Origin of the sequence: Microcystis sp. LE19-41.2A, assembly GCF_027530405.1 — a bacterium.
GTDB lineage: Bacteria > Cyanobacteriota > Cyanobacteriia > Cyanobacteriales > Microcystaceae > Microcystis > Microcystis aeruginosa.
In genome coordinates this window covers 1-25,335 of record NZ_JAPZQJ010000682.1, presented here as the reverse complement: position 1 = coordinate 25,335, position 25,335 = coordinate 1, and the positions used below count along the sequence as shown (strand labels likewise).

Sequence of the window (25,335 nt, the reverse complement as noted above, 5' to 3'; positions counted from 1 at the left end):
TAAATCCTTATCTGGCAAGAGACTTAATTGATTAGTTCGCTCTAGATAAGAAATAATTGACAAAAATCGCTAAATGCCTTTCTATATAAGGGTTCCATCCCTTATAACCCCCGTCCATTGCATAACACAAACCGAAGAGCCGATTTTGGTGTGTTACGCTTCGCTAACACACCCTACTGTATATTTTTATTAAGAATTATCTGTCCCTTGTAACATTAAATCTTAATTCTTAACAAATTACCATAGATTCTCAGAGAAAAACTGATTATAATAAAGGGAACTGAACAGAACTGCTCGATCGATAGATAACTGATTAATTAAAGTTTTATTACTTTTGATGGCCTGGGATTAAGAGAAGTAAATTTATTCTTGATCGCTCCCTGAAAGTGAGAAGAAATAGTTTTAATAAACAAAGAGTTTTCCACTTGGCAAAAATCCTCTGGGGGCAATACACATGGAAGTTCTAACCGAGACAATTAACCCAACTTCGATCGAACGGGAACCGATCCATCTCTATAACCGAATTCAACCGCACGGGGTGCTTTTAGTTCTCAGCGAACCGGAGCTAAAAGTCAGTCAAACTAGCAGTAATAGCCGCAGTTTATTGGGTATTTCTCCGGGGGAAATTATCGGTAAAACCCTAGAGGAAATCTTCGATCCCTTTCAGATCGATCCTCTAAAATCAGCCATAGAAAATAACGATTTTGATGCTATCAATCCCTCCAAAATTTGGGCGCGGGTTAAAGGGGATGATTTTGCTGTCTTTGATGCTATTTTTCACCGCAACGCCGAACAAATGCTGATTTTAGAGTTAGAACCAGCTATCTCCTATGAAAACATTCCTTTCCTGAGATTCTATCACCTAGCCAAAACTTCGATCGATAAACTTGAAGCCACCCGTAGCCTGAAAGATTTCTGTAATATCATCGTTAAAGAAGTGCGAAAAATGACAGGATTCGATCGAGTTATGTTATACAAATTCGACGAAGAAGATAACGGTGATGTGATAGCAGAAGACAAAATAGAGCAACTAGAACCCTATCTCGGTTTACGTTATCCCGCTTCCGATATCCCTCTCCCGGCACGAAATTTATTAAGTGCTAATTGGATTCGACAGATTCCCGATGCTACCTCTGAACCCGTCGATCTAGTGCCTAGTCTTCATCCCGAAACCCAACAACCCTTAAATTTAACCCTGTCCAGTCTTAGAAGTGCTTCTCCCTGTCATTTAGAATACCTGCATAATATGGGAGTGGGAGCATCTCTAACCATTTCTCTGATTGAAAATAAACGTCTCTGGGGCATTATTGCCTGTCATCACCGCACCCCTAAATATGTACCCTACGAACTCCGTAAAGCTTGTGAGTTCTTAGGAAGAGTAATTTTCTCGGAAATATCGGCACGGGAAGAAACCGAGGATTATGACTATCGAGTAAAATTAACCTTTGTGCAATCGCAATTAATCGATTATATGGCGGAAGCTAATAACTTTATTGATGGATTAATTGCCCATAAACCGAATCTGCTCGATCTAACTAAAGCCACGGGAGCTGCTATTTGTTTAGGCGGCAATTATACCTTAATTGGAGTAACACCGAGCGAAGAAGAACTAAATTATCTGATTACTTGGCTAGAAAAAAACGTCCATGAAGATGTTTACTATACCAATTCCTTACCGCGAATTTATGCCGATGCGGGTAAGTTTAAAGACATTGCCAGTGGTTTACTAGCAATTCCCATTTCTAAACGTAATTATCTCCTCTGGTTTCGTCCGGAAGTAATTCAAACCGTGAACTGGGGTGGTGATCCGGGTAAAGCGATGGAAACGACTGCCATAGATGGTGATATTCGTCTCTGTCCGCGTAAATCTTTCTCCCTCTGGAAAGAAACCGTTCGCCTCAAATCTTTCCCCTGGAAAGCAGTAGAAATTAACGCCGCACTAGAATTACGAAAAGCGATCGTCAATATCATCTTAAAACAAGCCGATGAATTGGCCCGTTTAGCGCGGGATTTGGAACTATCAAACGCCGAATTAAAAAAATTCGCCTACGTCGCCTCCCACGATTTACAGGAACCCCTCAATCAAGTCGCCAACTATGTGCAGTTGCTAGAAATGCGCTACACCGAAGAACTGGACGAAGATGCTAAAGAATTTATTACTTTTGCCGTCGAAGGTGTCAGTTTGATGCAAACATTAATAGATGATGTGCTGGCTTACTCGAAAGTGGATATGCAGGCGGTAGAGTTTAATACCATCGATGCTAATCTGGCACTGGAAAAAGCTCTCGCTAACCTGAAAGGGAGAATTCAGGAAAGTCAAGCTATAATCACCGTTGATCCTTTGCCAATTGTCATGGCAGATAAAACCCAGTTAATGCAATTGTTCCAAAATCTCATCGGTAATGCCATTAAATTCCGGGGAAAAGCAACTCCCACTATTCATATTGCTGCCCAACGTCAAGAGGAGGAATGGCTGTTCTCTGTCACCGATAATGGAATTGGTATCGATCCCCGATTTTCCGAACGCATTTTCGTGATTTTCCAACGACTACACACCCGCGACGAGTACCCCGGCACAGGTATGGGTTTGGCGATTTGCAAGAAAATTATCGAGTGTCATCGCGGACGAATTTGGGTAGAATCCCAATTAGGCAAAGGAGCGGTTTTCTGTTTTACAATTCCCCTAGGAGGTAACGAGCGTGAGCGCTGGCGAGGACGTGCCACACAAAATTATCTTATTAGTGGAGGACAGCAAAGCTGATATTCGCCTCATCCAAGAGGCATTAAAAACTAGCACCGTCCCGCACGAATTAGTTATCGTTAGGGATGGTGTCAACGCCATGGATTATCTGCGTCGAGAAGGGGAGTATCTCGATTCTCCCCGTCCTAATCTGATTCTTCTCGATCTGAATTTACCCAGAAAAGACGGACGGGAGGTGTTAGCGGAAATCAAAAACGATCCCAGTTTAAAAAGAATTCCTGTGGTGGTTTTAACCACTTCTCGCAACGAGGAGGATATTTTTTATAGCTATGAACTGCACGTTAATTGTTATATAACCAAGTCGCGCAATCTCAACGATTTGTTCAAAATTGTCAAAAATATCGAGGCTTTTTGGTTAGAAACCGCTACTTTACCCGGGGAGTGAATCATTATCAGTGATCAGTGATCAGTTATCAGTTATCAGTTATCAGTTATCAGGAGTCGGTCGTCAGCAGGCAGGAGGCAGGAGGCAGGAGGCAGCTTTATTCTCCCCACGCCCTACACCCTACACCCCACACCCCACACCCCACACCCCACACCCCACACCCCACACCCCACACCCCACTTCCTAACCTCCCAAATCTCTTTAACTCTTGATTAAAAAATGGGACTCTCGCAGGATATAAAAGTTCTTTTAATCGAGGATAATTTAGCCGAAGCTCGATTATTAAAGGAAATTCTTAAGGGTAATGAAAAAAAAGAATTTCATCTGGTTAATGTCTCAAGATTATCCGAGGCTATTTCTTTGTTACAACAAACAAATTTTGATGTAATTTTATTAGATCTAACTTTACCAGATAGTCAGGGTTTGGAATCCTTAGCTCCCCTTTTGATTACGGCTCCGAAATTGCCGATCGTGGTTTTAACTAATACTAATGATGATAATTTGGCCTTGCAAGCACTGCGTCAGGGAGCGCAGGATTATTTAATTAAAAGAGAAGTAAGTTTAGAAATTTTAACTCGATCGCTATGTTATGCGATCGAGCGAAAACAGATGGAGGAAGCTTTACGAGAATCGAACGAAGCTTTAAAAATGAGCGTGATTGAACGCACTAATCAACTGGAAAAAGCTCAGGAATTAAATCAGTTAAAAACTGAATTTGTTTCCATGTTATCCCACGATTTTCGCAATCCTTTAAATAAAATTTTACTCTCGGCTGGATTATTAGAAGAAAGTCGCGATCGGTTGACAAAAGATCAGCAAGTTAGCTATTTTCGCATGATTCGATCGGCCATTAAAGACATGGATCAATTGCTCACAGAAGTGTTATTAATTGGCCGGGCCGATTCCGGGAGATTATACTGTCAATTTGATCCGGTGGATTTGCTGGATTATTGTCAGAAATTGGTAGAATCTTTTACGGTTAAGCCGGAGCCGCAATTAGCAATTATTTTCCAAATTGAGGGCAGCTTAGAAAGAGGACTTTGGGATATAAATTTAATTAAACATATCTTGACAAATTTACTGGGAAATGCTCTCAAATATTCACCCCAAGGCAACCCCGTAGAATTTAAGATTATTGTCGAATCCGAGCAGGTAGTCTTTAAAATTATCGATCGAGGAATTGGTATTCCCAGCAAAGATCAAGAACATTTATTTAAACCTTTTTATCGCGGTAGCAATGTCGATAATATTCAAGGAACGGGATTAGGATTAGCCATTGTCGGACGCTGTGTGGAAGCGCACAAAGGACAAATTTACCTGGAAAGTGAGGAAGGAAAAGGCACAAAGATCACGGTGATTTTACCGATTATTACCGACATTGAACACCTAAATTGAGATGAACAATAGGGTGGAACCAGAATTTTTTTTCTGCTGCCCTCGCTCCCTATCTACCTAGGGTCTGCTGAAAAAGTTTTTCCTAGAAGCAGGGTGTAAGGTGTAGGGTGTGGGGTGTGGGGTTTTACCGATTTTGAGGGGGTCAATTACCTAATTTTCAGGGAAAAAGTACCTGAATTTCCCCCTGATCACTCCCATGCCAGGCACTTTTGGATTTCAAAAAAGTCCAAAAGTCTTATCCAACAAGGTTTTTAGATTTATTCAGCAAACCCTAATTGGTTCCGTGATAGTGGCGATCAAGATTTCGGGAAAGGAAACTGGCGCAGACATATAGTTAAGAGTCTTTTGTCAAGTATTTCTTAACCTAATGTAAGCTTTTCACTGATAACTGAAAGTGCGGCGCTACTGTGCACCGCACTAATTCACAAAACGCTGTATATTAGACGTTCTCTAACTGCCAAAGTTGGTTATCTTGATCACTGGTTTTCTGGGAAAAGACGATGACATTAGCACCCTCATCTTGACTAGAAGCAGTCACATCTAAAACTTTATGGTTGGTTTTAGAAACAATGTGATAGTAACCCTGGCCATTGTCTATCATCTCCCAAAGTTGGGTATCTCCACCATGTTTAATAGTGGCGTAAACATTCTGCACATCTCCTGTGACAGCTCCCACCGTTAAAACTAAGCCACTTTGCTTATTGCGAATAAAACAATAACCTTTTTGAGCTTCTTCTAATAGCCAAACCTGACTATCATCGGGACTGGAAGTAGATTGAATAGCATTCGTTTCGAGGCCTGCACTAGGATCAGCAAGATTGAGGTTTTTGCCACTGTGCTTGACCTTCAAACGTTTTTGAGGGACAGAATCTTCATTTAAGGATTCTAGAAAACTCAGACTAGGGGTAAAGAAAAACTCACCCCCTTTCAAGGTGACCCAGTGGGAAAAATCAGCCCGAATTCGTTCTGTACTTCCCCAGGTTTTCGGCCAACTATAGCCTTCTGTAAACGGCCCCCCTTGACCAATAACGGGATCTGTTCCAGTACCTTGTTCAATAAACCCTCCTGTATTAGCCCAACGCTTTTGCATAAAGGCAAACTGATTGGTAATATTGCTTTGGAAACATAAGAATAACAAACCCGAACCGGTTTCTTTGGCTTCGTGACGGTCTTGTTCTCCGTAACTAACAGCCCGACGTACAATACGGTGCATTTTTTCTTCTTCTAGAGGAACTTCCGTCGCAATTAAATGTCCTGTATCTCCCCGTGGGTTAGTCTTGCGAATATGGGAATGAAAGGGACATTTAGACCCAGTTTTGTCGTTAAGATAATTAAAGTTATTGCTATCATCGTCCGTGGGGGAATCACTCAGAATTAGGGGAGTTCCATCTTGAAAACGTCCCATGGTATAAGCACCGGCCAACTCTGGATCATTTGTTAAGTTCAAGGCCGGAGCTAATTTGTTGACCACATCGTCGTTCCAACCGGGGACATTTTGCTCTAGTTTACGATAGACTAAATAGCTACCATAACTATCGGGGGTTTTACCAAAAGGATCTTTAAGTAGTGCAAGGCTTAAAGGGGCTCGAGGATCCCATTGAGAAAAATCACTAGACTCCCGTTCTTTATCAATGTCTCGTTTAACAAATAAAGGTTCACTCACCCCATCTCGGAAACCAAAATGCTCGATCACTTTGCCGTCTTCATTACGCAGAACAAAGCCATTGTCTTGATGGACAATTTCGGCGATTTCTATTAAACTATTTTTCACTCTTCTGACAATGTGCAGCAAGGGTTGAAAATTATCATCAGCCATTAAGAGCAAACAGTGGCAGTCTTTTTGTAAACCTGGGTCCCATTTATCAACCGTAGGATCAGCAAATCCGATCTGACTGTTGGGATCTTTCATTCCCCCAAGAAAAAAGTCTTCTGAGAAGGGCAATTCATCCCCAATTAACCCCAAATACTCATAACCAAAAACCGTTAAAAAGACATTAGTAAATACACTTCCTTTAATGCGCTTTTCACGATATTTTTCAGCCTCATAAGCTTGAGCCCAAGCTGAAGTAACATACTTACGGGTAAATTCCCCTAACCATTTCTTAACCTGATCCTGTTTCCCATCCTTGAATTTTAGGAATAGATGCACAGCGTTTTCCCGTCCATTGCCTTTGATGATATTACCTTGTAAGTCTTGCACAAGGGTTCGGTATTCTTCATCGTTTAGGGGATCAATTTCGACGATTTTGTTGAGATCAATCATGATTACATCCAGTTTGTTAGGTTAACTTTGTTTGCTTGGCCAATTTTTTGGTGGTCAAGGCCAAGGGGTGTTATTGGCAGAAAATTTACAGTGTCCTCCCCTTGGCCATGACAAGGTTTTAAGATGAGCTTGGCATCTATGCCCATCTGCTTAACTCAATTTTACGATCTTGCCCTCAGATGGTTTACCCTCTTGATTAACATAAAACAACATATAGTGACCAGGAGGAGAGAAATGCTTATCTTCAGGGACTTTAAAGCTAATTTTGCCATCCTCAGTATAGGTTTTCTCTAAAGTCACTAATCTCTGTCCATTATCAAAGGAGTGGGTGACAGAACCCGCCTTGATCAGTACCATTGAATCTTTAGTATTAGGACCTGAAGCATTACTGACAGAAATAGTGGGAGATTGTCCGTAACTAATCTCTTTAATATCGCTGTCAATAACCGGACGCTTACTTGAACCAAACAGGTAAGGAGGATAATAAATACTGTGTTGATAAATCTCGGCAGTATTAGAGGTAAATCCTTTAGGAGTGACAAAGAAATCATCAAAGATATCTAATTCTACCTTGCCACTATCGACAAAACGACCAGCCCGAGAATTATTCCCTCCCATCACTAAAATGCTGGCATCAGGGAGCAGCAAAGCGGTATTGTGATAGAGTCTGGGTTGAATATCCGGGTTCATCAACTTGGTGTTAAATTTTATTGGTTCTTTGGCAGCATTGGGAGTCAATAAAATAGGATGATGAGCGGGAAAATGTTCGGCGTAGTTACCACCATTAACCACTAATACTTGTTTTGTGGGAAGAATCACCGCTAGTTCCATAGCCCGTTTGCCAAAGCGACCCAAATTAGAGGATTGTTTGACATACTCATATTGGGGATTTTGATAGTTACTAGAACTATTTTGCAGGATATCCTCATCAATGCGGGCTAAAAAGTCCTCATCAATCTTCCATTCCCCTCCTCCTTCCGTACCTGGTTCAGGCGCACTCCAACGCTCAACACTGGAGGGAATACTCGCCCCACGAATAGCATATTTACCCGGTCCAAAACTGATATCATTGGTGCCAATAATACCTCCATAAAGTAGGACATCTCCTTTATCGGAACTGGGATCGAGAGAAGCGGTTCCATAAACCTTAGAAGTGGCTTGGCGTTGTGGTCCGTGTTCAAAGGTCATGGAATAGATGCCCTTATCATCTTTGTTAAACTTAACAAAGTAACTATTGGTACTTTTATGAACCGTTAGAGGCGTTTTCCCTCCCCCATCTCCTGTGATCAAAAAACGACCATCTTTTGTGGGGAAAATGCGCGGATAGAGATCGATTAAATCCCGCGTTGAAGTTTGGGAATTCATCTTTGTCTTGAAGGGACTATTAGGCAGTTGGGACATATCAATATGCTGCCACTCGTTAGGAGTTCCCTTGGCGTTAGGATCGTAAATCTCTAAAATGGGACTGACTCGATCAAAATCTTTGGCTCCTAAACCAGAAAAAGCCGCAATCGCTCCATCTGCTAAGGGTACAAGAGTAGGATACCAGTGACCATCGCTCAGTAAATGGGGATTTGCCCAAGTTTTCGTTTCCGAATGAAAAATATTCGCTTGTTTAGACCCCTGAAATTGTGATCCGGGGTAATAGACGCGACTACCCCCAATAAACAAAACATCCCCATTAGGGAGTTGTAAATGACCAGAACAGAAGATATCGTTAGGTTCTCCCTCCCATTCCGCTATAGGAGAAGAAATGCGGGAAAAAGGCGATTCTTTGCCAAATTTTCCGTTCAGAGGATTGGCCAATTCTGGGTCAAAAAGACTCGTGTTATCAACAACTTGGCTGTTGCGAGTATCCACCCCATCTTTAAGAATATAAACGGCATTTTCAAAGATTATTTCCCCTTTATAGGGATCGACTCCATCAGCAGGGTTGCGATCAGGTAGCTTCTCAAATCGGTTACGGTTACTACTCCCGTTGACGATTAGAACTTTTCCGTCAGGGAGTAGAGTAGCATGAACTGCTTGCATCCGATCAGATTCTTTAGGCATGGGTAATAATAACCATGCCCCCATTTCTTCGGGACAGCCTTCATAAGCCAATAATTGTCCTGGAACTGATGAAAAGTTCAGAACATTGGGATTCAAATTATCCCCAAGGGCGGTACGCAGATCTTTCTCGAACGGACTCAGGGTTCGAGTGGCAGGACAAACGCTAGGATCGGCTATGGGTGCAGCTAAAACTTCTGAGTTTGCTCCCAGACAAAACGTGGCCATGAAGGCAATTACGAAGGTTAGGAACAGGGCTAATAGTGTTTTTTTTGATGTTTCTGAGGAAATCATGGGTAATTTTTGCCTTTCCTGATTATTTCTTCAATGAAGCATCGGGGTTGATTGTCACCTCGACCTCCATCGGATTCCCCGGCTGCTCCTTCACCTTAAACTTTTTCAAGCCTTTTTCACTGTTCCAGAATAAGGCGACCTAACAGCCGAGGTTCGCCCTGATTGTATTCCAACATTCCAGACATTTTTATATACCTTCATATATTTTTACATTCCCCAAGATGTTTTGACGAAAAACCTTCATTCTAGAAACTACTATTGATCCTAAATCTGGTTATTAAAGACTGATTATCCATTCCCCCTTTTGCATGAGTGCATGAGTGCATGAGTGCCTGTATTCATCAGTAGCCTATACTCAACGGATTTATAGCAGTTTTCATCAGAATGAGGCATGGGCAAGGCAGGGTAAGTTCATCTAATTTGGTATAAATTGTACTTGACAAAGATTTCTAAATAGGGTAGAGAACTCGCTGTAGCACCCTCCTGCACCGCCAGTACCCAGACTTAGCCGCTGCTACCTCTGTATAATTTATCATTAGCCTTAGTCTCACTGTTGTTGATGAAAATTAATCAGGAAATAGCTCATGGTTAAAGGTTTTGCCTCCCTTCTCCCCACCGAAAATAAAGCTCAACTAAAACCTCAGCTTCCTTTAACATCAATCAATGAAATTAAATCTAGTTTATTGACTTATACCAATTCTCCAAGATCGGACGACAGATAGTGTAGAATATCATATTAGTAGAGTTAAAGGAAAAATATGGCAGGAGTTTATAAGATAGAAATATCTGAAAGTGAAGCAGAACTCAAGGAACTGCTTAGAAAAGAAAAAACTGGTTCAGGAAAAGAAAGAATACAAGTATTGTACTGATTAAAGACAAAAAAGGCAAAAACGGTGACAGAAGCCGCGGAAATGCTAGGAAGAAACAGAGTCACTGTACAAGATTGGTTAGGAAAATATCGTCAAGGAGGACTAGAAAAATTATTGTCTAAAAAAGTCAGTACAGGAAGACCAAGAAAAGTTCCTCAGTGGGCAGAAAAAGCCTTAGAAAAAAGATTAAAAGAAGAGGAAGGATTTGATAGTCAGGTCGAGATTTGTAAATAGTTAGAGGAAAAATTAGGGAGAGAAGCCAAGGACAAAACCGTCACAAATTAGTATATTATCGGCTAAAAGCGTCTCCAAAAATAGCTAGACCAAAAAGCCTAGAACAATCAGAAGAAAGGTTAGAAGATTTTAAAAAAAAACTCCTAGAAAATTTGGCAATGCTGAGTTGGGTGGCGATAAAAATGATGAGTAATACAGGAAAAATTCGCTTTTTATGTGAAGATGAAACTCGTCTGGGACTGAAAACAATCAGCGGGTGAAAAATAACAGCAAAAGGGGTAAAACCTTACGGGAAAGTGCAGGGTCAATTTCAAGCAACCTATATCTATGGGGTGGTAGAGCCGAAGACAGGAGAGCATTTTTTTTACGAATTCACTCATTTAAACAGTCAATGTTTTCAAATATTTTTAGAATTAGTTTCTGAATATTTTGCCGATATTATTTTGATAATACAGTTAGATAATGGCAGGTTTCATAAGTCAAAAAAACTGAAAATACCTGATAACATTATTCTCATGTTTCAGCCACCACATTGCCCAGAATCTAATCCAATTGAACAGATTTGGCAATATCTAAAAAAAGGATTGAGATGGAAACTACCTAGAGACTTAGAGGAATTACGTTTGTTAATTGGTCAACGACTCGAAGAAATGAACAAAGAGGTAATTGTTTCAATTGTTGAACGAGGTTATATCCTGGATGCTCTATCTGTAGTTGGCATTTAGAGAATTGGTATAAATTGTGCTATGGGGTCAACGTCCAGCGAAGTCGAGACGTTGATATTCTGGTCGGATTTCATCCCCCGCAAAGGTGAGTATCTTGTCGAAAAATGTAGCGGGGGCATTCATCCGACATTTTCGGTAACATTATCCCTGCTCAAAATGTAATCACACTGCGAATAGAATCCCCTTGGCGCATCAGGTCAAAAGCCTCGTTAATTCTTGCCAGAGGTAGAACATGGGTGATTAAATCATCAATGTTAATCTTGCCGTCCATGTACCAATCGACTATTTTTGGTACATCAGTACGACCTCTCGCTCCACCAAAAGCCGTACCTTTCCAGACCCGTCCAGTGACTAATTGAAAAGGACGGGTACTAATTTCCTGGCCGGCCCCGGCTACACCGATAATAGTGGCAACACCCCAACCTTTATGGCAACATTCCAAAGCTTGACGCATAATCTGGACATTGCCGATACACTCAAAACTATAATCGGCCCCACCCTTAGTTAAATCCACCAGATAGGCCACTAAATCCCCCTCAATTTCTTGGGGATTAACAAAATGAGTCATCCCGAATTTTGCCGCTAAAGCTTGTTTCTGGGGATTGATATCGACCCCGACAATCATATCGGCTCCCACCAAACGGGCCCCTTGAATAACGTTTAAACCGATACCTCCCAGACCAAAAACCACCACTTTTGCCCCCGGTTCCACTTTAGCGGTATTAATCACCGCACCGATACCTGTAGTGACTCCGCAGCCGATATAACAGACTTTTTCAAAGGGAGCATCCTGGCGAATCTTGGCTAGAGAAATCTCCGGCAGCACGGTATAGTTAGCAAAAGTCGAGGTTCCCATGTAGTGATAAAGAGGCTGACCATCGAGGGAAAAACGACTGGTTCCATCTGGCATTACTCCCCGACCTTGGGTAAGACGAATTGCTTGACAGAGATTGGTTTTAAAGCTGAGACAGTATTCGCACTGACGACATTCGGGAATGTATAGGGGAATAACATGATCCCCCACTTTTAGGCTAGTGACACCTTTTCCCACTTCTACCACGATTCCGGCCCCCTCATGGCCTAAAATTGAGGGAAATAAGCCTTCAGGATCGGCCCCAGAGAGAGTATAGGCATCGGTGTGACAAACTCCCGTGGCTTTGATTTCTACTAACACTTCCCCCGCTTGCGGTGCGGCTAATTTTACCGTTTCAATAGTTAGGGGTTTTCCTGCTTCTAGGGCAACTGCCGCTCGAACATCCATAGGCTCAAAGCAATAGGTTTTTTCCAGTATAATACCGTTAAACTGCTGAAGAGTTGTAATAGAACAATTCTAAACTTATCTCTATGTTAGTCCTCACCATCCGCGAAGAAGGAATTAACGATGGTGGCTTTACTGCTACTCTCAATTTTGATAGCGGTAACAGCTACCCAATTACGGTTACTGACCCCTTTACTAACCAAGAAGAAAAACAACTAGAATGGTACTTTGAGGAATGGTTAGTATTTCCGACGCTAGACACGGATAAAGCGCAAAAAGCCGCCAACAGCGTCCAAAACTATGGCGAAAATTTATTTAAACAGGTTTTCCAGAGTAATTTAAATGCTTATGGGGAATATCGAGACTTGCGAAAGCAGTTAAGTCAACTGCAAATTATCATCGAAAGTCAGTCGCCAGAATTTCAAGCTTTACATTGGGAAGCGCTGAAAGATCCTGATTTACCGCGTCCCTTTTCTATAGATTGTATCATCTCCCGCCAGCGTCGAGGGGCTACAGTTGTCCCGGTGCAAATGGCCACTTATCCTACTATCAATCTTCTGGTGGTGATTGCGCGTCCTAATGAGGAATCTGATGTCAACTATCGCACGATTTCCCGTCCTTTGGTAGAACTGGTAAATAGTAGTGAAATACCGGTAAAAATTGATATTTTGCGTCCCGGAACTTATGAATCACTAACCAGACATCTGGATGAGAAGGGAGAAGGATACTATCATGTTATTCATTTCGATGTTCATGGCGGATTAATGGAATATGAACAGTACCAAAGACAGGTTCACGGGGATTCTTGGCGCTATCAAAGGGGATGGGGACTGGAGGATTTAGCAGAATATGAGGGAGTAAAAGCTTTTCTGTTTCTGGAAGGAGAAGAAAAAGGTCAAGCGACTCCGGTAGAAGCGACGGAATTAGCGAATTTACTCACTGGGAAAAATATCCCTATTTGTATTCTCAATGCTTGTCAGTCAGCAAAGCAAATTTCCCAGGAATCAGAAGACTATCGGGAAACCAGTTTAGGAAGTCGTTTGATGACTGCGGGAATGCAAGCTGTGGTGGCGATGGGATATTCGGTGACGGTTTCTGCAGCTAAGTTGATGATGAAACCAATTTATCAGCAATTATTGAACGGAAAAGACCTAACGGAAGCGATGCGAAAGGGACGGTTAGAGTTATTCAATAATAAGCAACGCCGCGCCTATTATAATACGATAATAGATTTAGAAGATTGGTTATTACCGGTGATTTATTGTCGCGGTAAAATTAATCTCAATTTGCGTCCATTTACTCCAGAAGAGGAGGAAAAATACTGGGAACATATCGGCAATCAATATGTCTTTCCTTTACCAGAATACGGCTTTGTGGGAAGGGATTTAGAAATTCTCAAAATGGAAAAGGCGCTGCTGAAACATAATATCCTTTTACTCAAAGGAATGGGAGGGACAGGAAAAACTACCTTACTCAATTATCTACGAGAATGGTGGCAAAAAACCAACTGGGCGACCCATATTTTCTATTTTGGTTATGATAGAAAAGCTTGGACGTTAGAACAGATTGTCCATGAAATTGGTCAGGGAATTTATAATCGTTTTGAACAGGCGAGTTTCCAAGGGATGAACCTGAAAGCGCGGGTAAAGAAACTAGAGCAAAAACTCCGCAGTGAGGCGTATATTCTGATTTTAGATAATCTGGAGTCGGTGACGGGACAACCGTTAGCAATTCAGAATACTTTACCGGAGAATGAAAGGGAAGCAATCGCCGAATTTCTCACGAATTTGGTCGGGGGAAAAACGAAGGTGATTTTGGGTTCTCGCAGTGAGGAAACTTGGCTGCAACGCAGGACTTTTAAGGAGAATATCTATCACTTACAAGGATTAGACCAAGAGTCGAGAACTGAATTAGCGGAGAGAATCTTAGAACGTCAGGCGAAGAGTCGGAAAAATGCGATTAAAAAGGATGATTATTTTGAGCGCTTGATGAAGTTGTTGGCGGGGTATCCGTTGGCGATGGAAGTGGTATTAGCGAATCTGAAGCGACAGTCACCGGAGGAGATTTGGCAAGGGTTACAGTTGGCGGAATTAGCTGATGTGGGGGATAAGGATAAGACTAATAATATCATCAAATGTGTGGAATATTCCCACAGTAATTTGTCGGAGGAGGCGCAGAAGTTGTTACTCTGTTTAGCGCCTTTTAGTGGGTTTATTGATCGATCTGATATTCCTAATTATAGCCAACAACTACAGCAATTAGAACCTTTACAAGGCTATCAGTTTGACCAATTTGATGCAGCGATTGAAGAAGCGATTCATTGGGGTTTGCTTTCGCCGATGAGTGAAGAATTGCCAGATTTTCTGACGATTCAACCCATTTTTCCCTACTTCCTGAAGACGAAGTTAAAGGAATTAGCACCAGAGACACAAGCAGCAATTTGGGAGGGTTTTAAGAATCATTACCGAGACTTGGCAGGTTCTTATAATAACTTACTAGATTCCAAAAATCCGCAAGAGAAGCAGTTAGGGATATTGTTCTGTCGCTGGGAGTATGAAAATCTGTTTAATGCGTTGCAGATTTGTTTGAAAAAGCAGGAAAATATTGGGATCTTCTTTTGCTTAAATAACTATTTTTCTGTTACCAATGATGTTAGTAGCAGACTGAAACTATGCGAGAGTGTTTGTCAAGCTTGTCAAAGTTATCCTGAGCAGATTAAAACTGGGATAATCGGTAGTAACATTGTTGGTGCTTTGGGCAATCTCGCCATCGCCTATATCGCCTATAAAGATACAAAAAACTATGAACAAGCGAAACAGACTTATCTAAAAGTCATTGAATTAACTCAAAATCTCCAAGGGGTGGACGAGCAACGAAAAGCCTATTCATTGGGAAATGCCTATCACAATTTGGGAATGGTAGCGCAAGAATTGAGGGAATGGGAGCAAGCCCGAAGCTACTACCAGCAAGCTCTTGAGATCAAGATTGAATATGGCGCTGCCGGAGGCACGCAAAGCGCCCGCTACGAGCAAGCCAGCACCCTGCACCAGTTGGGAATGGTAGCGCAAGAATTGAGGGAATGGGAGCAGGCGCGGCTCTACTACCAGCAAGCTATTGAGATCTGCATTGAATATGGGGATCGCTTCTCCCAAGCCAGCACCCTGCACTGTTTGGGAATGGTAGCGGAAGAAGTTGGCGAATTGAGCCAAGCCAAAAGTTATTACCTGCAAGCCTTACAAATTTGGGCAGAATTTAACGATGGTTACAGCGTACAAACCTATTCTTTGCCTTGTCTTGTTGCTCTTTATCGGCAAACGCAAGATGAGGAGATTGTTGTCGGTATTGCTTCTGTTTTGGGGATTGGGGTTGAGGAGGTGCGGGGTTTGGTCTAACCCCTCTTCCCTGGGAAATAAGGGGGGAATAACGAACCTAGTTTGTTGTTGCGCTCCCTTCGCTAAATTCTCTCCCCTTTCCTTGTAGGAGAAAGGCCAGGGGAGAGGTCAATAATTAAGAACCCAATGCGATCACACTATCTGGTAAAGATCAAGTATAATAATAAATATAAAGACCAAATTATTCATCTACCGTTAACTTAATGAAAGCCAAATGAACTTATTAAAACAATCGGACATTCAAGAAAATCCCACAACACTTTACGAACAAGATCTTCAGTTGTGGATTGAGCAAACTATTCATCAATTACAGAATCGACAGTTTGAACAACTGGATATAGAAAACTTAATTGAGGAGTTAAAAGATTTGGGTAAGTCAGAGAAACGCGCCTTAGAGAGCAACTTAATGGTCTTGTTGATTCACTTACTCAAATTAAAGATACAGCATGATGCTCCTGAGACAATGAAAGCAAGTTGGTATAATTCAGTAGATGAGCATCGCCAGCGCGTTCAAGATGATTTACTTAAGACTCCCTCTCTTAAATCTTATCTCTTAATCTCCATCACACAAGCCTATTCCAGCGCTCGTAAAGTCGCCATCAAACAGGGTAAACGCGCTCAATTTGGTATTCGTATTCCCCAAGAAAGTGAGTATCCCCTCGCTTGTCCTTTCACACCTGAACAGATTCTAAATGAGGACTTTTACGGATAAAAACGAAAGTAAACATTATCAATAATAAAACCATGAAACCAGAATAAGTACCTAAGCAAAATTAATTACACATATCTAACCACCTCTTGCCTCTTGCCTATCTTCACTAGGAAATTAATTTTGCACGACTACTTATCAACCATGAAAACAGGTGATATTGTTTTAATGATTAAATTATCATTGAACCCTAACGCACCATCTTCATAAAATTGGTTTGTTACGCTACAAACTACTACTAAATATAGATATAACCCAAGCCAAAGACACGAAGCAAATCTCGGCATCCTTCTTCAAAATTATCATTAAAATTAATAATTTGGAAGCTAGGTAAGACCCAAGAAAGTTTTGTATATTCACAAGGTTGATAGAGAATTGGCAAAATTTTATCTTCAAAACGCTGATCCTGTAAAGTAAAAATTAGTTCTCGCTTTACCCACATAGAATCGACCGCATCAGGAGAGAGAACGATAATAAACCAATCACATCGCCTCAAAGCTTTCCCAATTTCATCATGCCATTGCTGTGCGCCTAAAATATTAGTTTCACTATACCAAACGGGAACTCCATGACGGCGTAATTCATTGGCCAAATGAGAGACAAACTCTCGATTTTTGCTAGAATGGGAAAGAAAAGCTTCTTGGGGAATCATCTCATACCTATAGTTAAAATTAGACAAAGCATAGCTTGGGATGAGACAAGCCAAATCTAAAAGTGGTGTATCTCATGAGTCAGTCCGTCGGAGCTTGTCGTATTTTTAAGTGCCTGTGTAATTTCTTTCAATTCTTGATTGTCTTGTTCAAGATTAGGGACGAAAATCATTGGAAATTTTTTGAGAATCCAAGGAATATGTTCTAGGTTTGAATTATCTGAGGAAGAGACAATAACAGGAATGATACGACCTTGATACTTTTCTTCTCCAATTGCATAACTAATATCAGAAACAACATTAAAAGGCTTCAGTGATTCTGGTGTTAATAAGACTATCATTGCTTCAGATTCTTGTAAGGCTTTACCTATGTTATTAGCCCAGTTTTCCCCGGGTAACATTTCAGCAGCATCCCAAACTTGAAAGCCATCTTCTTTGAGAGAATCAGCAACTCTCTTAGCTAACTTAGCCTCAGTAAAGGCATGACTAATAAAAACTTTCATATTCTTTCTAGCTTCCTCGATATTTAAATTAATTCAACTGATTTATTCATAATCTGCTGACAATTTACTAAGAGTATAGCGTTTTTAGTCGCTAGAGAAACTCATTTACTCCTCGACTTCATCAGGAATAGATTCAGCTAACTTAAGCATAGCGCCTAAATCGACTGTTTCTTCAGCGAAATTTCCTGTGCGGGCTTCTGCGAGTCCCCGTTTGAGCGACTCGCGGACCCTAGGATTCTGAAAAGCCCATAGTTCTCCCCCCAGAATCGCCACCATGGGAACCAAAAGAAGCTCCTCGCTTGCATTCATCAGTATTCGATAGTGACGGTTGCTACATTCAGTCCCAAGGCTAATCCGTCCGCAAGCATCAGCCTGAATATCTTCTTTAATGAGCGAAAAATTCTGATACTCCATCACGTCTCCTCCTCTCTTCATATACTTATTCTAGATAAGTTACCCAATTTGGGCAATAGGGTTATGTCCATTTAGCTCCTCACTATCTAAAGAAAACAGGTTAAACTTGTTCGGGCGAGAGCCTTGACAACAAACCCAGTTTGTAGTCGAAGCTCTCTTCGCTAAATTCTCTCCCCTTTCCTTGTAGGATAGGGTCCAGGGGAGAGGTCAATAATTAAGAACCCAAGGTGATCGCACTATTTGGCAACGATCAAGTATAATTAAGATAACAATTTTACTTAAAAAATAAAGTTAAGTTTGAATCTTCAATTAGGATAACTCATGCAACTCGAAGACTATTTTAATTTTCTTGCCCCTAACGATATCCGACTAAAAGAAACCCGCATCGGTATTGAAACCATTTTATACGATTTTATTTACCAAGCGAGAACTCCCGAAGAAATTGCCAATACTTATCCGTCTTTAACCCTAGAACAGGTATATGCGACGATTCTTTATTATCTTCATGAAAAAGAAAAAGTGAGTCAATACATCACCGACTGGCTAGAATGGGGAAGAAAAATGCGAGAAGAACAGCAAAAAAATCCTCCGCCTTCGGTTGAACGACTGAGAAAATTGAAAGCTGAAATAACAGCCAAACAGCAAGCTAATGACACTGAAATATTTAATTGATGAAAATGTTAATTCGGTGTATCCTCAACAATTGCGTCGCCGAGAACCAGAAATCATTGTTCGAGTAGTTGGTGAACCAGATACACCAAAATTAGGTACATTAGATCCAGAAATTTTGATTTGGTGTGAGGTAATGGGTTTTATTTTAGTGACAAATAATCGTGCCTCTATGCCCGTTCATTTAATAGCTCACTTCAGGCAAAATCGTCATGTTCCTGGAATTTTTATTCTCAATCAAGATTTAAGTGTTGGTGATAATTTGTTAGAATTAATTGTAATTGCTAAAGGCTCTTTTGACAATGAATATGAAAACCAAATTATTCATTTACCGTTAACCTGATCAAATTGAAATAATCTTATTAAAATAACTAAGAATCCCAATTCACGATCGCTACGAACCCGGTTTGATGAGGATATTTTCGTTGCTGTGACTGATATTTTGAGGATTGGGATTGAGGAGGTGCGGGGTTTGCTGGAGGGTTAGGATGGGTTTTGGGAGTAGGGATTGTTTGGGCGCAGGGTGCGTGTTTGCGGCTATCAATTCAGTTAACGTAAGTCTTAATTAAGGTGGTAAATATGGTTCAATTTTTACAAGCAAAAGAAGTCACTCTTAGAAATTTAATTAATCATTTTCAACTACAGTTTATAGAAGATAAGCATTTTTTTGGGGAATGGCAGCAAGACCTAGAAGCAATCTCTGAACAAGAAAAAGAATTGTTAGATAAAATCAAAACAGGTTATTTTAACTTATTAAATTATCCTCCCTTTTTGGAAACTTCGGTGAGGATGACGGTTTTAGACCCATTATTATTTATTGGTAACTTTTATCTATTTCCCTTTCAGATTAAAGCAGAAGAGTCCGTTGAAATTATTACAGAAGATCAAGATTTAATAATTAAAGGAAGGTTAGATACTTTAATTCTAAAAGAGCAATTATGGGTAATGATTATTGAATCAAAACGGGTGATTTATTCCGTTGAAGCAGGTTTACCGCAATTATTAGCTTATTTAATGGTCAATCCTCATCCCAACCGTCCTAATTATGGAATGTTGACCAATGGTTCCGAGTTTTTATTTGTTAAATTATTATGGGACGGTAAACCTTTATACGGAACCTCTCGTTTATTTGCCATGAGAAATCCGGGGGATTTATATGAAGTTCTCAAAATCCTGAAACATCTCTGTCAACTAATTTGAGTATGGAGATAAGTAGCTGGTTACAATTAAATTAAAAATGGATTTTAGGTTCGATCCCCCCCGCCCCCCTTGATAAGGGGGGTGCCGATCCCCCCTTAATCCCCCCTTGATAAGGGGGGTATCTGATGATTTTTAACGCCTACCTACTTAATCAGTACCTACAGAATCATTACTCTCCTATTTCCCTCTGTTGTATAATTTGCTCTGCAAGGAACAAATCAGTGGGCATAAATAAAAAAAATTATCAGGATTTTTTCGGCTTTTCTTGACTATTTCAGCCTTATTTGTCCTAACAAGCTCAAGAATACGAGATTTTTTCTCTAGAATTGCCCGGCCTGAGAGGGGAATGATAAAGTTAGATAAGAAAATTAAAGATGGTGTGATTAAAGTGAAATTTGCTGCTAGTACCTATTTTTCCCTGCTGCGTCATTGTGCCGTTCCTTTGTTGTCGATCGCAACTTTTACGCCAATTCTCTTAACTTATTTAGCCAAGGAAAAACCAGAAACCCCGCAAGCGCAGGCAAATCTAGAGACTGCTGCCTTTCCTTCCCCTATTATCCCATCTCCGATCGCACCCTTAACCGCACCATCGCCGAAACTATCCCCCTCTCCCCAATCTTCTGCGATTCCAAAATCAGCACCCTCTCCTCAGTCTTCCCTCTCAGCGCCGAAAAAATTAGCGCCATCGGTTCAAACTTCCCCTAATACTTCCCCCAATACTTCCCCCGCTGCTGCTGCCAAACCAGTGACTAGACAACCTTTAGCGGTTCCCGCTAATTATACGCCGCCGGTCCTAGAAATTCGCGTGGCGATTAAAAGGGATGTGGCCAGTGTTTTGATTGGAGTTAACGGGCCGGCGGTGATCACCGATCGCCAAGGTCGTGGTTTAAAAACGATTGCCACTAACGAGGGTTTACCAGTCATTCCAGGTGCCAATGGCTTAAAAATGGGCGATTTATCGCTGCCAGAGGTGATTTTTGTGCAGCCCACCAGTGCCGATGGTTTAGTTTATGTGGATGATAGTTGGTATCGGGGCAAAGTGCTGCTTGTTGCTCAAGGCGATCGCTTGTTAGTGGTTAATCATGTTAATTTAGAGGCCTATCTCTATAGTGTAGTGGGTAGTGAAATGCACTCCACTGCGCCAATGCACGCTTTAAAGGCACAAGCGATCGCCGCCCGTTCCTACGCCCTAGTACACATGATCCGCCCCGCTAATGCTTGGTTTCATCTGGGCAATACCCAGCGCTGGCAGGTATATAAAGGCATTCGCTCGGAGTATCAATCGACTCACCAGGCGGTTAATGCCACTGCTGGGCAGATTCTCAGCTATAAAGGGGGTGTAGTCGAGTCTCTTTATGCCGCCACCGATGAAATTGTCGCTTGGGCCCACGGTGGTCGCGGTATGAGTCAAACTGGAGCTTATAAATTAGCGGAAAAAGGCCTAGATTATCAACAAATTCTCGGTAATTATTATCCCGGAGTTGGTTTAGCCCGTCTAGTTCTACAAAATTAGATTGATAGGCTTTCTCGACTGAAAACTCAAATCTGATCACTGATAACTGATCACTGATAACTGAAATGCCGACCATAGCAGATTTCTAGTAACTGTATTACAATAAACTTTCAAAATGCTATAGCAGTAAATCTCTCTATGAATAGCCCCTTTCTTGACTACCTCAACGGCCCCAAGCATCCCGTCCTCGTCTTTGATGGAGCGATGGGAACTTCCCTACAAAGCCAAAATCTGACGGCCGAGGACTTTGGTGGGGCAGAATACGAAGGTTGTAACGAGTATCTTGTCCATACTAAACCTAGCGCCGTAGCGAAAGTCCACGAAGCCTTTTTAGCAGTGGGTGCGGATGTGATTGAAACCGACACCTTTGGGGGAACCTCGATAGTTTTAGCCGAGTACGATTTAGCCGATCAAGCCTATTATCTCAACAAAACCGCCGCCGAACTGGCCAAGGCTTGCGCTAATAAATACTCTACCCCCGAAAAACCCCGTTTTGTGGCCGGTTCCATGGGGCCGGGGACAAAACTGCCCACTTTGGGTCATATTGACTTTGATACCCTCAAAAATGCCTACGTGGAACAGGTAGAGGGTCTCTACGATGGCGGGGCAGATTTATTATTAGTAGAAACCTGTCAGGATGTCCTGCAAATTAAAGCGGCTTTAAATGCTATTGAAGAAGTATTTCAGAAAAAAGGTCAACGATTGCCCCTCATGGTTTCGGTGACGATGGAAACCATGGGAACGATGTTAGTAGGAACGGAAATTAACGCCGTTGTCTCTATTTTACAACCCTATAAAATCGATATTTTGGGACTTAACTGCGCCACCGGTCCCGATTTAATGAAACCCCATATTAAATATCTCTCGGAAAATTCCCCTTTTATTGTTTCTTGTATTCCTAACGCTGGTTTACCGGAAAATGTCGGCGGTCAAGCGCATTATCGCCTCACTCCCGTAGAATTAAAAATGGCTTTAATGCACTTTATCGAAGATTTGGGAGTACAAATTATCGGCGGTTGTTGTGGTACTCGTCCCGACCATATCCAAGCTTTAGCGGAACTAAGTCAGGGGTTAACTCCGAAATCTCGTCATTATCATTATGAACCCTCCGCCGCTTCTATTTATAGTACCCAACCCTATATTCAAGATAATTCTTTCCTGATTGTCGGGGAAAAATTAAACGCCAGTGGTTCTAAAAAATGTCGGGAACTTCTCAATGTTGAAGACTGGGATAGTTTAGTATCGATGGCGAAAGCTCAGGTAAAAGAAGGAGCGCATATTCTCGATGTCAACGTCGATTATGTGGGCCGGGATGGGGTGCGCGATATGCACCAATTAGCCTCTCGTTTAGTTAATAATGTCACCCTACCTTTAATGTTAGATTCCACCGAATGGGAAAAAATGGAAGCGGGGTTAAAAGTAGCGGGGGGTAAATGTATCCTCAACTCTACTAACTACGAAGACGGGGAATCGCGTTTTTATCAAGTCTTGGATTTAGCGAAAAAATACGGCGCGGGGGTAGTAATTGGAACCATTGATGAAGAAGGAATGGGACGCACTGCCGAGAAAAAATTCCAGATAGCTAAACGGGCCTATTATGCGGCGATAGAATACGGAATTCCTCCCTACGAAATCTTTTTTGATCCTCTAGCTTTACCGATTTCTACTGGTATCGAAGAAGACCGAGAAAATGGCAAGGCTACTATCGAAGCAATGGGCCGAATTCGCCAAGAACTGCCCGAATGTCATATTCTTTTAGGTGTGTCTAATATCTCTTTTGGGTTGAATCCGGCAGCGCGTCAGGTATTAAATTCCGTCTTCCTCAACGAAGCGATGCAGGTGGGGATGGATGGGGCAATCGTCAGCGCCAATAAGATTCTTCCTCTGGCAAAAATTGAACCAGAATATCAGCAAATTTGTCGGGATTTAATCTATGATAATCGTCGTTTTGATGGCGATATATGTGTTTATGATCCCCTGACCAAATTAACCGAATTATTTGCGGGGAAAACTACTAAAAAAGACCCCTCTAGTAATGCTAATTTACCCGTGGAGGAACGCTTAAAACAGCATATTATTGATGGGGAAAGATTGGGACTGGAAGACGCTTTAAAGCAAGCTTTACAGGACTATCCACCCCTAGATATTATTAATATTTTCCTCCTGGATGGGATGAAGGTAGTGGGTGAGTTATTTGGTTCGGGACAAATGCAGTTACCTTTTGTTCTCCAATCTGCCCAAACTATGAAAGCTGCCGTTGCCTTTTTAGAACCCTTTATGGAGAAAAAAGAGGGGGATAATAATGCCAAAGGGACTTTTATTATCGCAACGGTTAAAGGGGATGTTCACGATATTGGTAAAAACTTAGTTGATATTATCTTGACCAATAACGGCTATAGGGTGATTAATTTGGGCATTAAACAACCCGTAGAAAATATCATCGAAGCCTACCAAGAACATAAAGCCGATTGTATCGCTATGAGCGGTTTATTGGTGAAATCAACGGCTTTTATGAAGGAAAATCTGGAGGTTTTTAACGAAAAAGGAATCACCGTTCCTGTTATCCTTGGCGGGGCAGCTTTAACTCCCAAATTTGTCCATGATGACTGTCAAAAAACCTACAAGGGACAGGTTATCTATGGTAAAGATGCCTTCTCTGACCTGCATTTTATGGATAAATTAATGCCCGCTAAAGCTGGGGGTCAATGGGATGATAGTAAAGGCTTTTTAGCGGAGTGTGCCGAGACAGAAAAAAGCCCGGTTGTTGCCGAAGAATTAGAGGTTAATCCCGATACTATTTTTACCGATGGCAGCGTCAACCAAGAATTAGTTATTGATACCCGTCGGTCCGAAGCGGTGGCAGTTGATATTCCCCGACCAACACCGCCCTTCTGGGGTACTAAAATATTAACAGCAGCAGAAATTCCGATCGAGGAGGTTTTCTGGTATTTAGACCTACAAGCTTTATTTGTCGGTCAATGGCAATTCCGCAAACCAAAAAGCCAATCGAAGCAAGAATACGACCAGTTTTTACAGGAAAAAGTTCATCCAATTCTAGCAGCATGGAAAGAGAAAATTGTCAAGGAAAATTTACTAAACCCCACATTAATTTATGGTTATTTTCCCTGTCAGTCGTCCGGTAATTCCCTGTTAATTTACGATCCCGAATCGATACAAGCGGGCGAAAAACCCGAAAATCTGCAACCGATCGCCATTTTTGAGTTTCCGCGCCAGAAATCCGGTCGTCGTCTCTGTATTGCTGACTTTTTCGCCCCGCAGGAATCCGGTATGATCGACGTTTTCCCGATGCAAGCGGTGACAGTGGGGGAAATCGCCACGGAATACGCTAAATCTCTCTTTGATGCCAACCAATACACCGAATACCTCTATTATCACGGCATGGCTGTCCAAACCGCCGAAGCCATGGCCGAATGGACCCACACCCGCATCCGTCGCGAGTTAGGTTTCGCAGAGTTCGATCCCGATAATATCCGCGATATACTGCAACAGCGTTACCAGGGTTCTCGCTATAGTTTCGGCTATCCCGCTTGTCCCAATATTCAGGATCAATACAAGCAACTAGCTCTGTTAGGATGCGATCGCATTGGGATGTCTATGGACGAAAGCGAACAATTGTACCCAGAACAATCCACCACCGCCATTATCACCTATCACCCCACCGCTAAATACTTTAGTACCTAGGGTTTGCTGAAAAAGTTTGTTGGTGGGGTTAGGAGTCGGTCGTCAGGAGTCGGTCGTCAGGAGTCGGTCGTCAGGAGTCGGGAGTCGGTCGTCAGGAGTCAGGATTCAGGAGACAGGATTCAGGAGACAGGAGACAGGAGACAGGAGATAGGAGATAGGAGATAGGAGATAGGAGTCAGGAGACTATTTTTATTTGTTTTCCCTGCTCCCTTCTCCCCACTCCCCACTTCATAATTCATAATTTATAATTCCCGCTCCCCACTCCCTACACCCCACACCCCACACCCCACACCCCCATTCATAATTCATAATTCATAATTCATAATTTCCACTTCCCCACCTCCCCACACC

At 41.8% G+C, this 25,335-nt stretch carries 19 protein-coding genes; 13 read left to right on the top strand and 6 right to left on the bottom strand.

The genetic code is table 11. The features are described from left to right. Positions 1 to 454: 454 nt before the first annotated feature. From O9290_RS27980 to O9290_RS27965, 4 genes are read left to right on the top strand one after another with little or no spacing between them, the layout of a single operon-like run. Positions 455 to 2,761 (top strand): sensor histidine kinase, encoded by a 2,307-nt coding sequence (locus O9290_RS27980; protein WP_288057178.1) that lies wholly within the window; start codon positions 455 to 457, stop codon positions 2,759 to 2,761. Then, a complete protein-coding gene (locus O9290_RS27975; RefSeq protein WP_002758488.1) occupies positions 2,700 to 3,146 on the top strand; it encodes a response regulator in 447 nt (148 codons plus the stop codon). The genes O9290_RS27980 and O9290_RS27975 overlap by 62 nt, the downstream gene beginning before the upstream one ends. A gap of 10 nt (positions 3,147 to 3,156) precedes the next feature. Then, positions 3,157 to 3,333: a hypothetical protein gene (locus O9290_RS27970; protein ID WP_288087765.1), complete on the top strand. Its 177-nt coding sequence runs from the start codon at positions 3,157 to 3,159 to the stop codon at positions 3,331 to 3,333. Positions 3,334 to 3,365: 32 nt separating this feature from the next. Beyond that, positions 3,366 to 4,541, top strand: a complete 1,176-nt coding sequence (locus O9290_RS27965) for a hybrid sensor histidine kinase/response regulator (protein ID WP_288056274.1) — start codon at positions 3,366 to 3,368, stop codon at positions 4,539 to 4,541. A 439-nt stretch (positions 4,542 to 4,980) separates the two neighbouring features. Here the strand turns inward: O9290_RS27965 and O9290_RS27960 are convergent, their stop codons facing one another. Beyond that, positions 4,981 to 6,804 (bottom strand): Dyp-type peroxidase, encoded by a 1,824-nt coding sequence (locus tag O9290_RS27960; RefSeq protein WP_288058040.1) that lies wholly within the window; start codon positions 6,802 to 6,804, stop codon positions 4,981 to 4,983. A gap of 150 nt (positions 6,805 to 6,954) precedes the next feature. Then, a complete protein-coding gene (locus O9290_RS27955; RefSeq protein ID WP_288058043.1) occupies positions 6,955 to 9,147 on the bottom strand; it encodes a galactose oxidase early set domain-containing protein in 2,193 nt (730 codons plus the stop codon). An 893-nt stretch (positions 9,148 to 10,040) separates the two neighbouring features. Here O9290_RS27955 and O9290_RS27950 point away from each other — a divergent pair. Then, on the top strand, positions 10,041 to 10,250 hold the full coding sequence (locus tag O9290_RS27950; protein ID WP_288058046.1) for a helix-turn-helix domain-containing protein: 210 nt from the start codon (positions 10,041 to 10,043) through the stop codon (positions 10,248 to 10,250). Positions 10,251 to 10,546: 296 nt separating this feature from the next. After that, on the top strand, positions 10,547 to 10,975 hold the full coding sequence (locus O9290_RS27945; protein ID WP_288058049.1) for an IS630 family transposase: 429 nt from the start codon (positions 10,547 to 10,549) through the stop codon (positions 10,973 to 10,975). Positions 10,976 to 11,126: 151 nt separating this feature from the next. Here the strand turns inward: O9290_RS27945 and O9290_RS27940 are convergent, their stop codons facing one another. Then, complete coding sequence (locus O9290_RS27940) at positions 11,127 to 12,236, bottom strand: S-(hydroxymethyl)glutathione dehydrogenase/class III alcohol dehydrogenase (protein WP_288058052.1); 1,110 nt, start codon at positions 12,234 to 12,236, stop codon at positions 11,127 to 11,129. Positions 12,237 to 12,319: 83 nt separating this feature from the next. Between O9290_RS27940 and O9290_RS27935 the strand changes: the two genes are divergently transcribed. Next, positions 12,320 to 15,625 (top strand): CHAT domain-containing tetratricopeptide repeat protein, encoded by a 3,306-nt coding sequence (locus O9290_RS27935; protein WP_288058055.1) that lies wholly within the window; start codon positions 12,320 to 12,322, stop codon positions 15,623 to 15,625. 214 nt (positions 15,626 to 15,839) lie between these two features. Then, complete coding sequence (locus O9290_RS27930; RefSeq protein WP_002798842.1) at positions 15,840 to 16,337, top strand: DUF29 domain-containing protein; 498 nt, start codon at positions 15,840 to 15,842, stop codon at positions 16,335 to 16,337. Between the two features lie 235 nt (positions 16,338 to 16,572). On the opposite strand, the gene O9290_RS27925 is transcribed toward O9290_RS27930, so the two are convergent. The 3 genes from O9290_RS27925 to O9290_RS27915 form a co-directional block, all read right to left on the bottom strand. Next, positions 16,573 to 16,986: a toll/interleukin-1 receptor domain-containing protein gene (locus O9290_RS27925; RefSeq protein WP_002745372.1), complete on the bottom strand. Its 414-nt coding sequence runs from the start codon at positions 16,984 to 16,986 to the stop codon at positions 16,573 to 16,575. 56 nt (positions 16,987 to 17,042) lie between these two features. Beyond that, positions 17,043 to 17,486, bottom strand: a complete 444-nt coding sequence (locus tag O9290_RS27920; RefSeq protein WP_002735722.1) for a toll/interleukin-1 receptor domain-containing protein — start codon at positions 17,484 to 17,486, stop codon at positions 17,043 to 17,045. A 105-nt stretch (positions 17,487 to 17,591) separates the two neighbouring features. Further along, positions 17,592 to 17,900 carry a hypothetical protein gene (locus O9290_RS27915; RefSeq protein WP_149987752.1) on the bottom strand — a complete coding sequence of 103 codons (309 nt, stop codon included), beginning with the start codon at positions 17,898 to 17,900 and terminating at the stop codon, positions 17,592 to 17,594. Between the two features lie 321 nt (positions 17,901 to 18,221). On the opposite strand from O9290_RS27915, the gene O9290_RS27910 reads away from it, so the two are divergent. The 5 genes from O9290_RS27910 (at position 18,222) to metH (ending at position 24,984) form a co-directional block, all read left to right on the top strand. Next, positions 18,222 to 18,572 (top strand): DUF433 domain-containing protein, encoded by a 351-nt coding sequence (locus O9290_RS27910; protein WP_002798844.1) that lies wholly within the window; start codon positions 18,222 to 18,224, stop codon positions 18,570 to 18,572. After that, complete coding sequence (locus O9290_RS27905; protein WP_002798845.1) at positions 18,550 to 18,912, top strand: DUF5615 family PIN-like protein; 363 nt, start codon at positions 18,550 to 18,552, stop codon at positions 18,910 to 18,912. Before O9290_RS27910 ends, O9290_RS27905 begins: the two co-directional genes overlap by 23 nt. Positions 18,913 to 19,148: 236 nt before the next feature. Continuing rightward, the gene (locus O9290_RS27900; RefSeq protein WP_288058060.1) at positions 19,149 to 19,769 is read left to right on the top strand and encodes a type I restriction endonuclease; all 621 of its coding nucleotides are present in this window, start codon (positions 19,149 to 19,151) and stop codon (positions 19,767 to 19,769) included. A 346-nt stretch (positions 19,770 to 20,115) separates the two neighbouring features. Further along, positions 20,116 to 21,282 carry a SpoIID/LytB domain-containing protein gene (locus tag O9290_RS27895; RefSeq protein ID WP_288058063.1) on the top strand — a complete coding sequence of 389 codons (1,167 nt, stop codon included), beginning with the start codon at positions 20,116 to 20,118 and terminating at the stop codon, positions 21,280 to 21,282. A 138-nt stretch (positions 21,283 to 21,420) separates the two neighbouring features. Next, entirely contained in the window at positions 21,421 to 24,984 is a 3,564-nt protein-coding gene (gene metH, locus O9290_RS27890; protein WP_288058066.1) for a methionine synthase, read from the top strand. Positions 24,985 to 25,335: the final 351 nt, after the last annotated feature.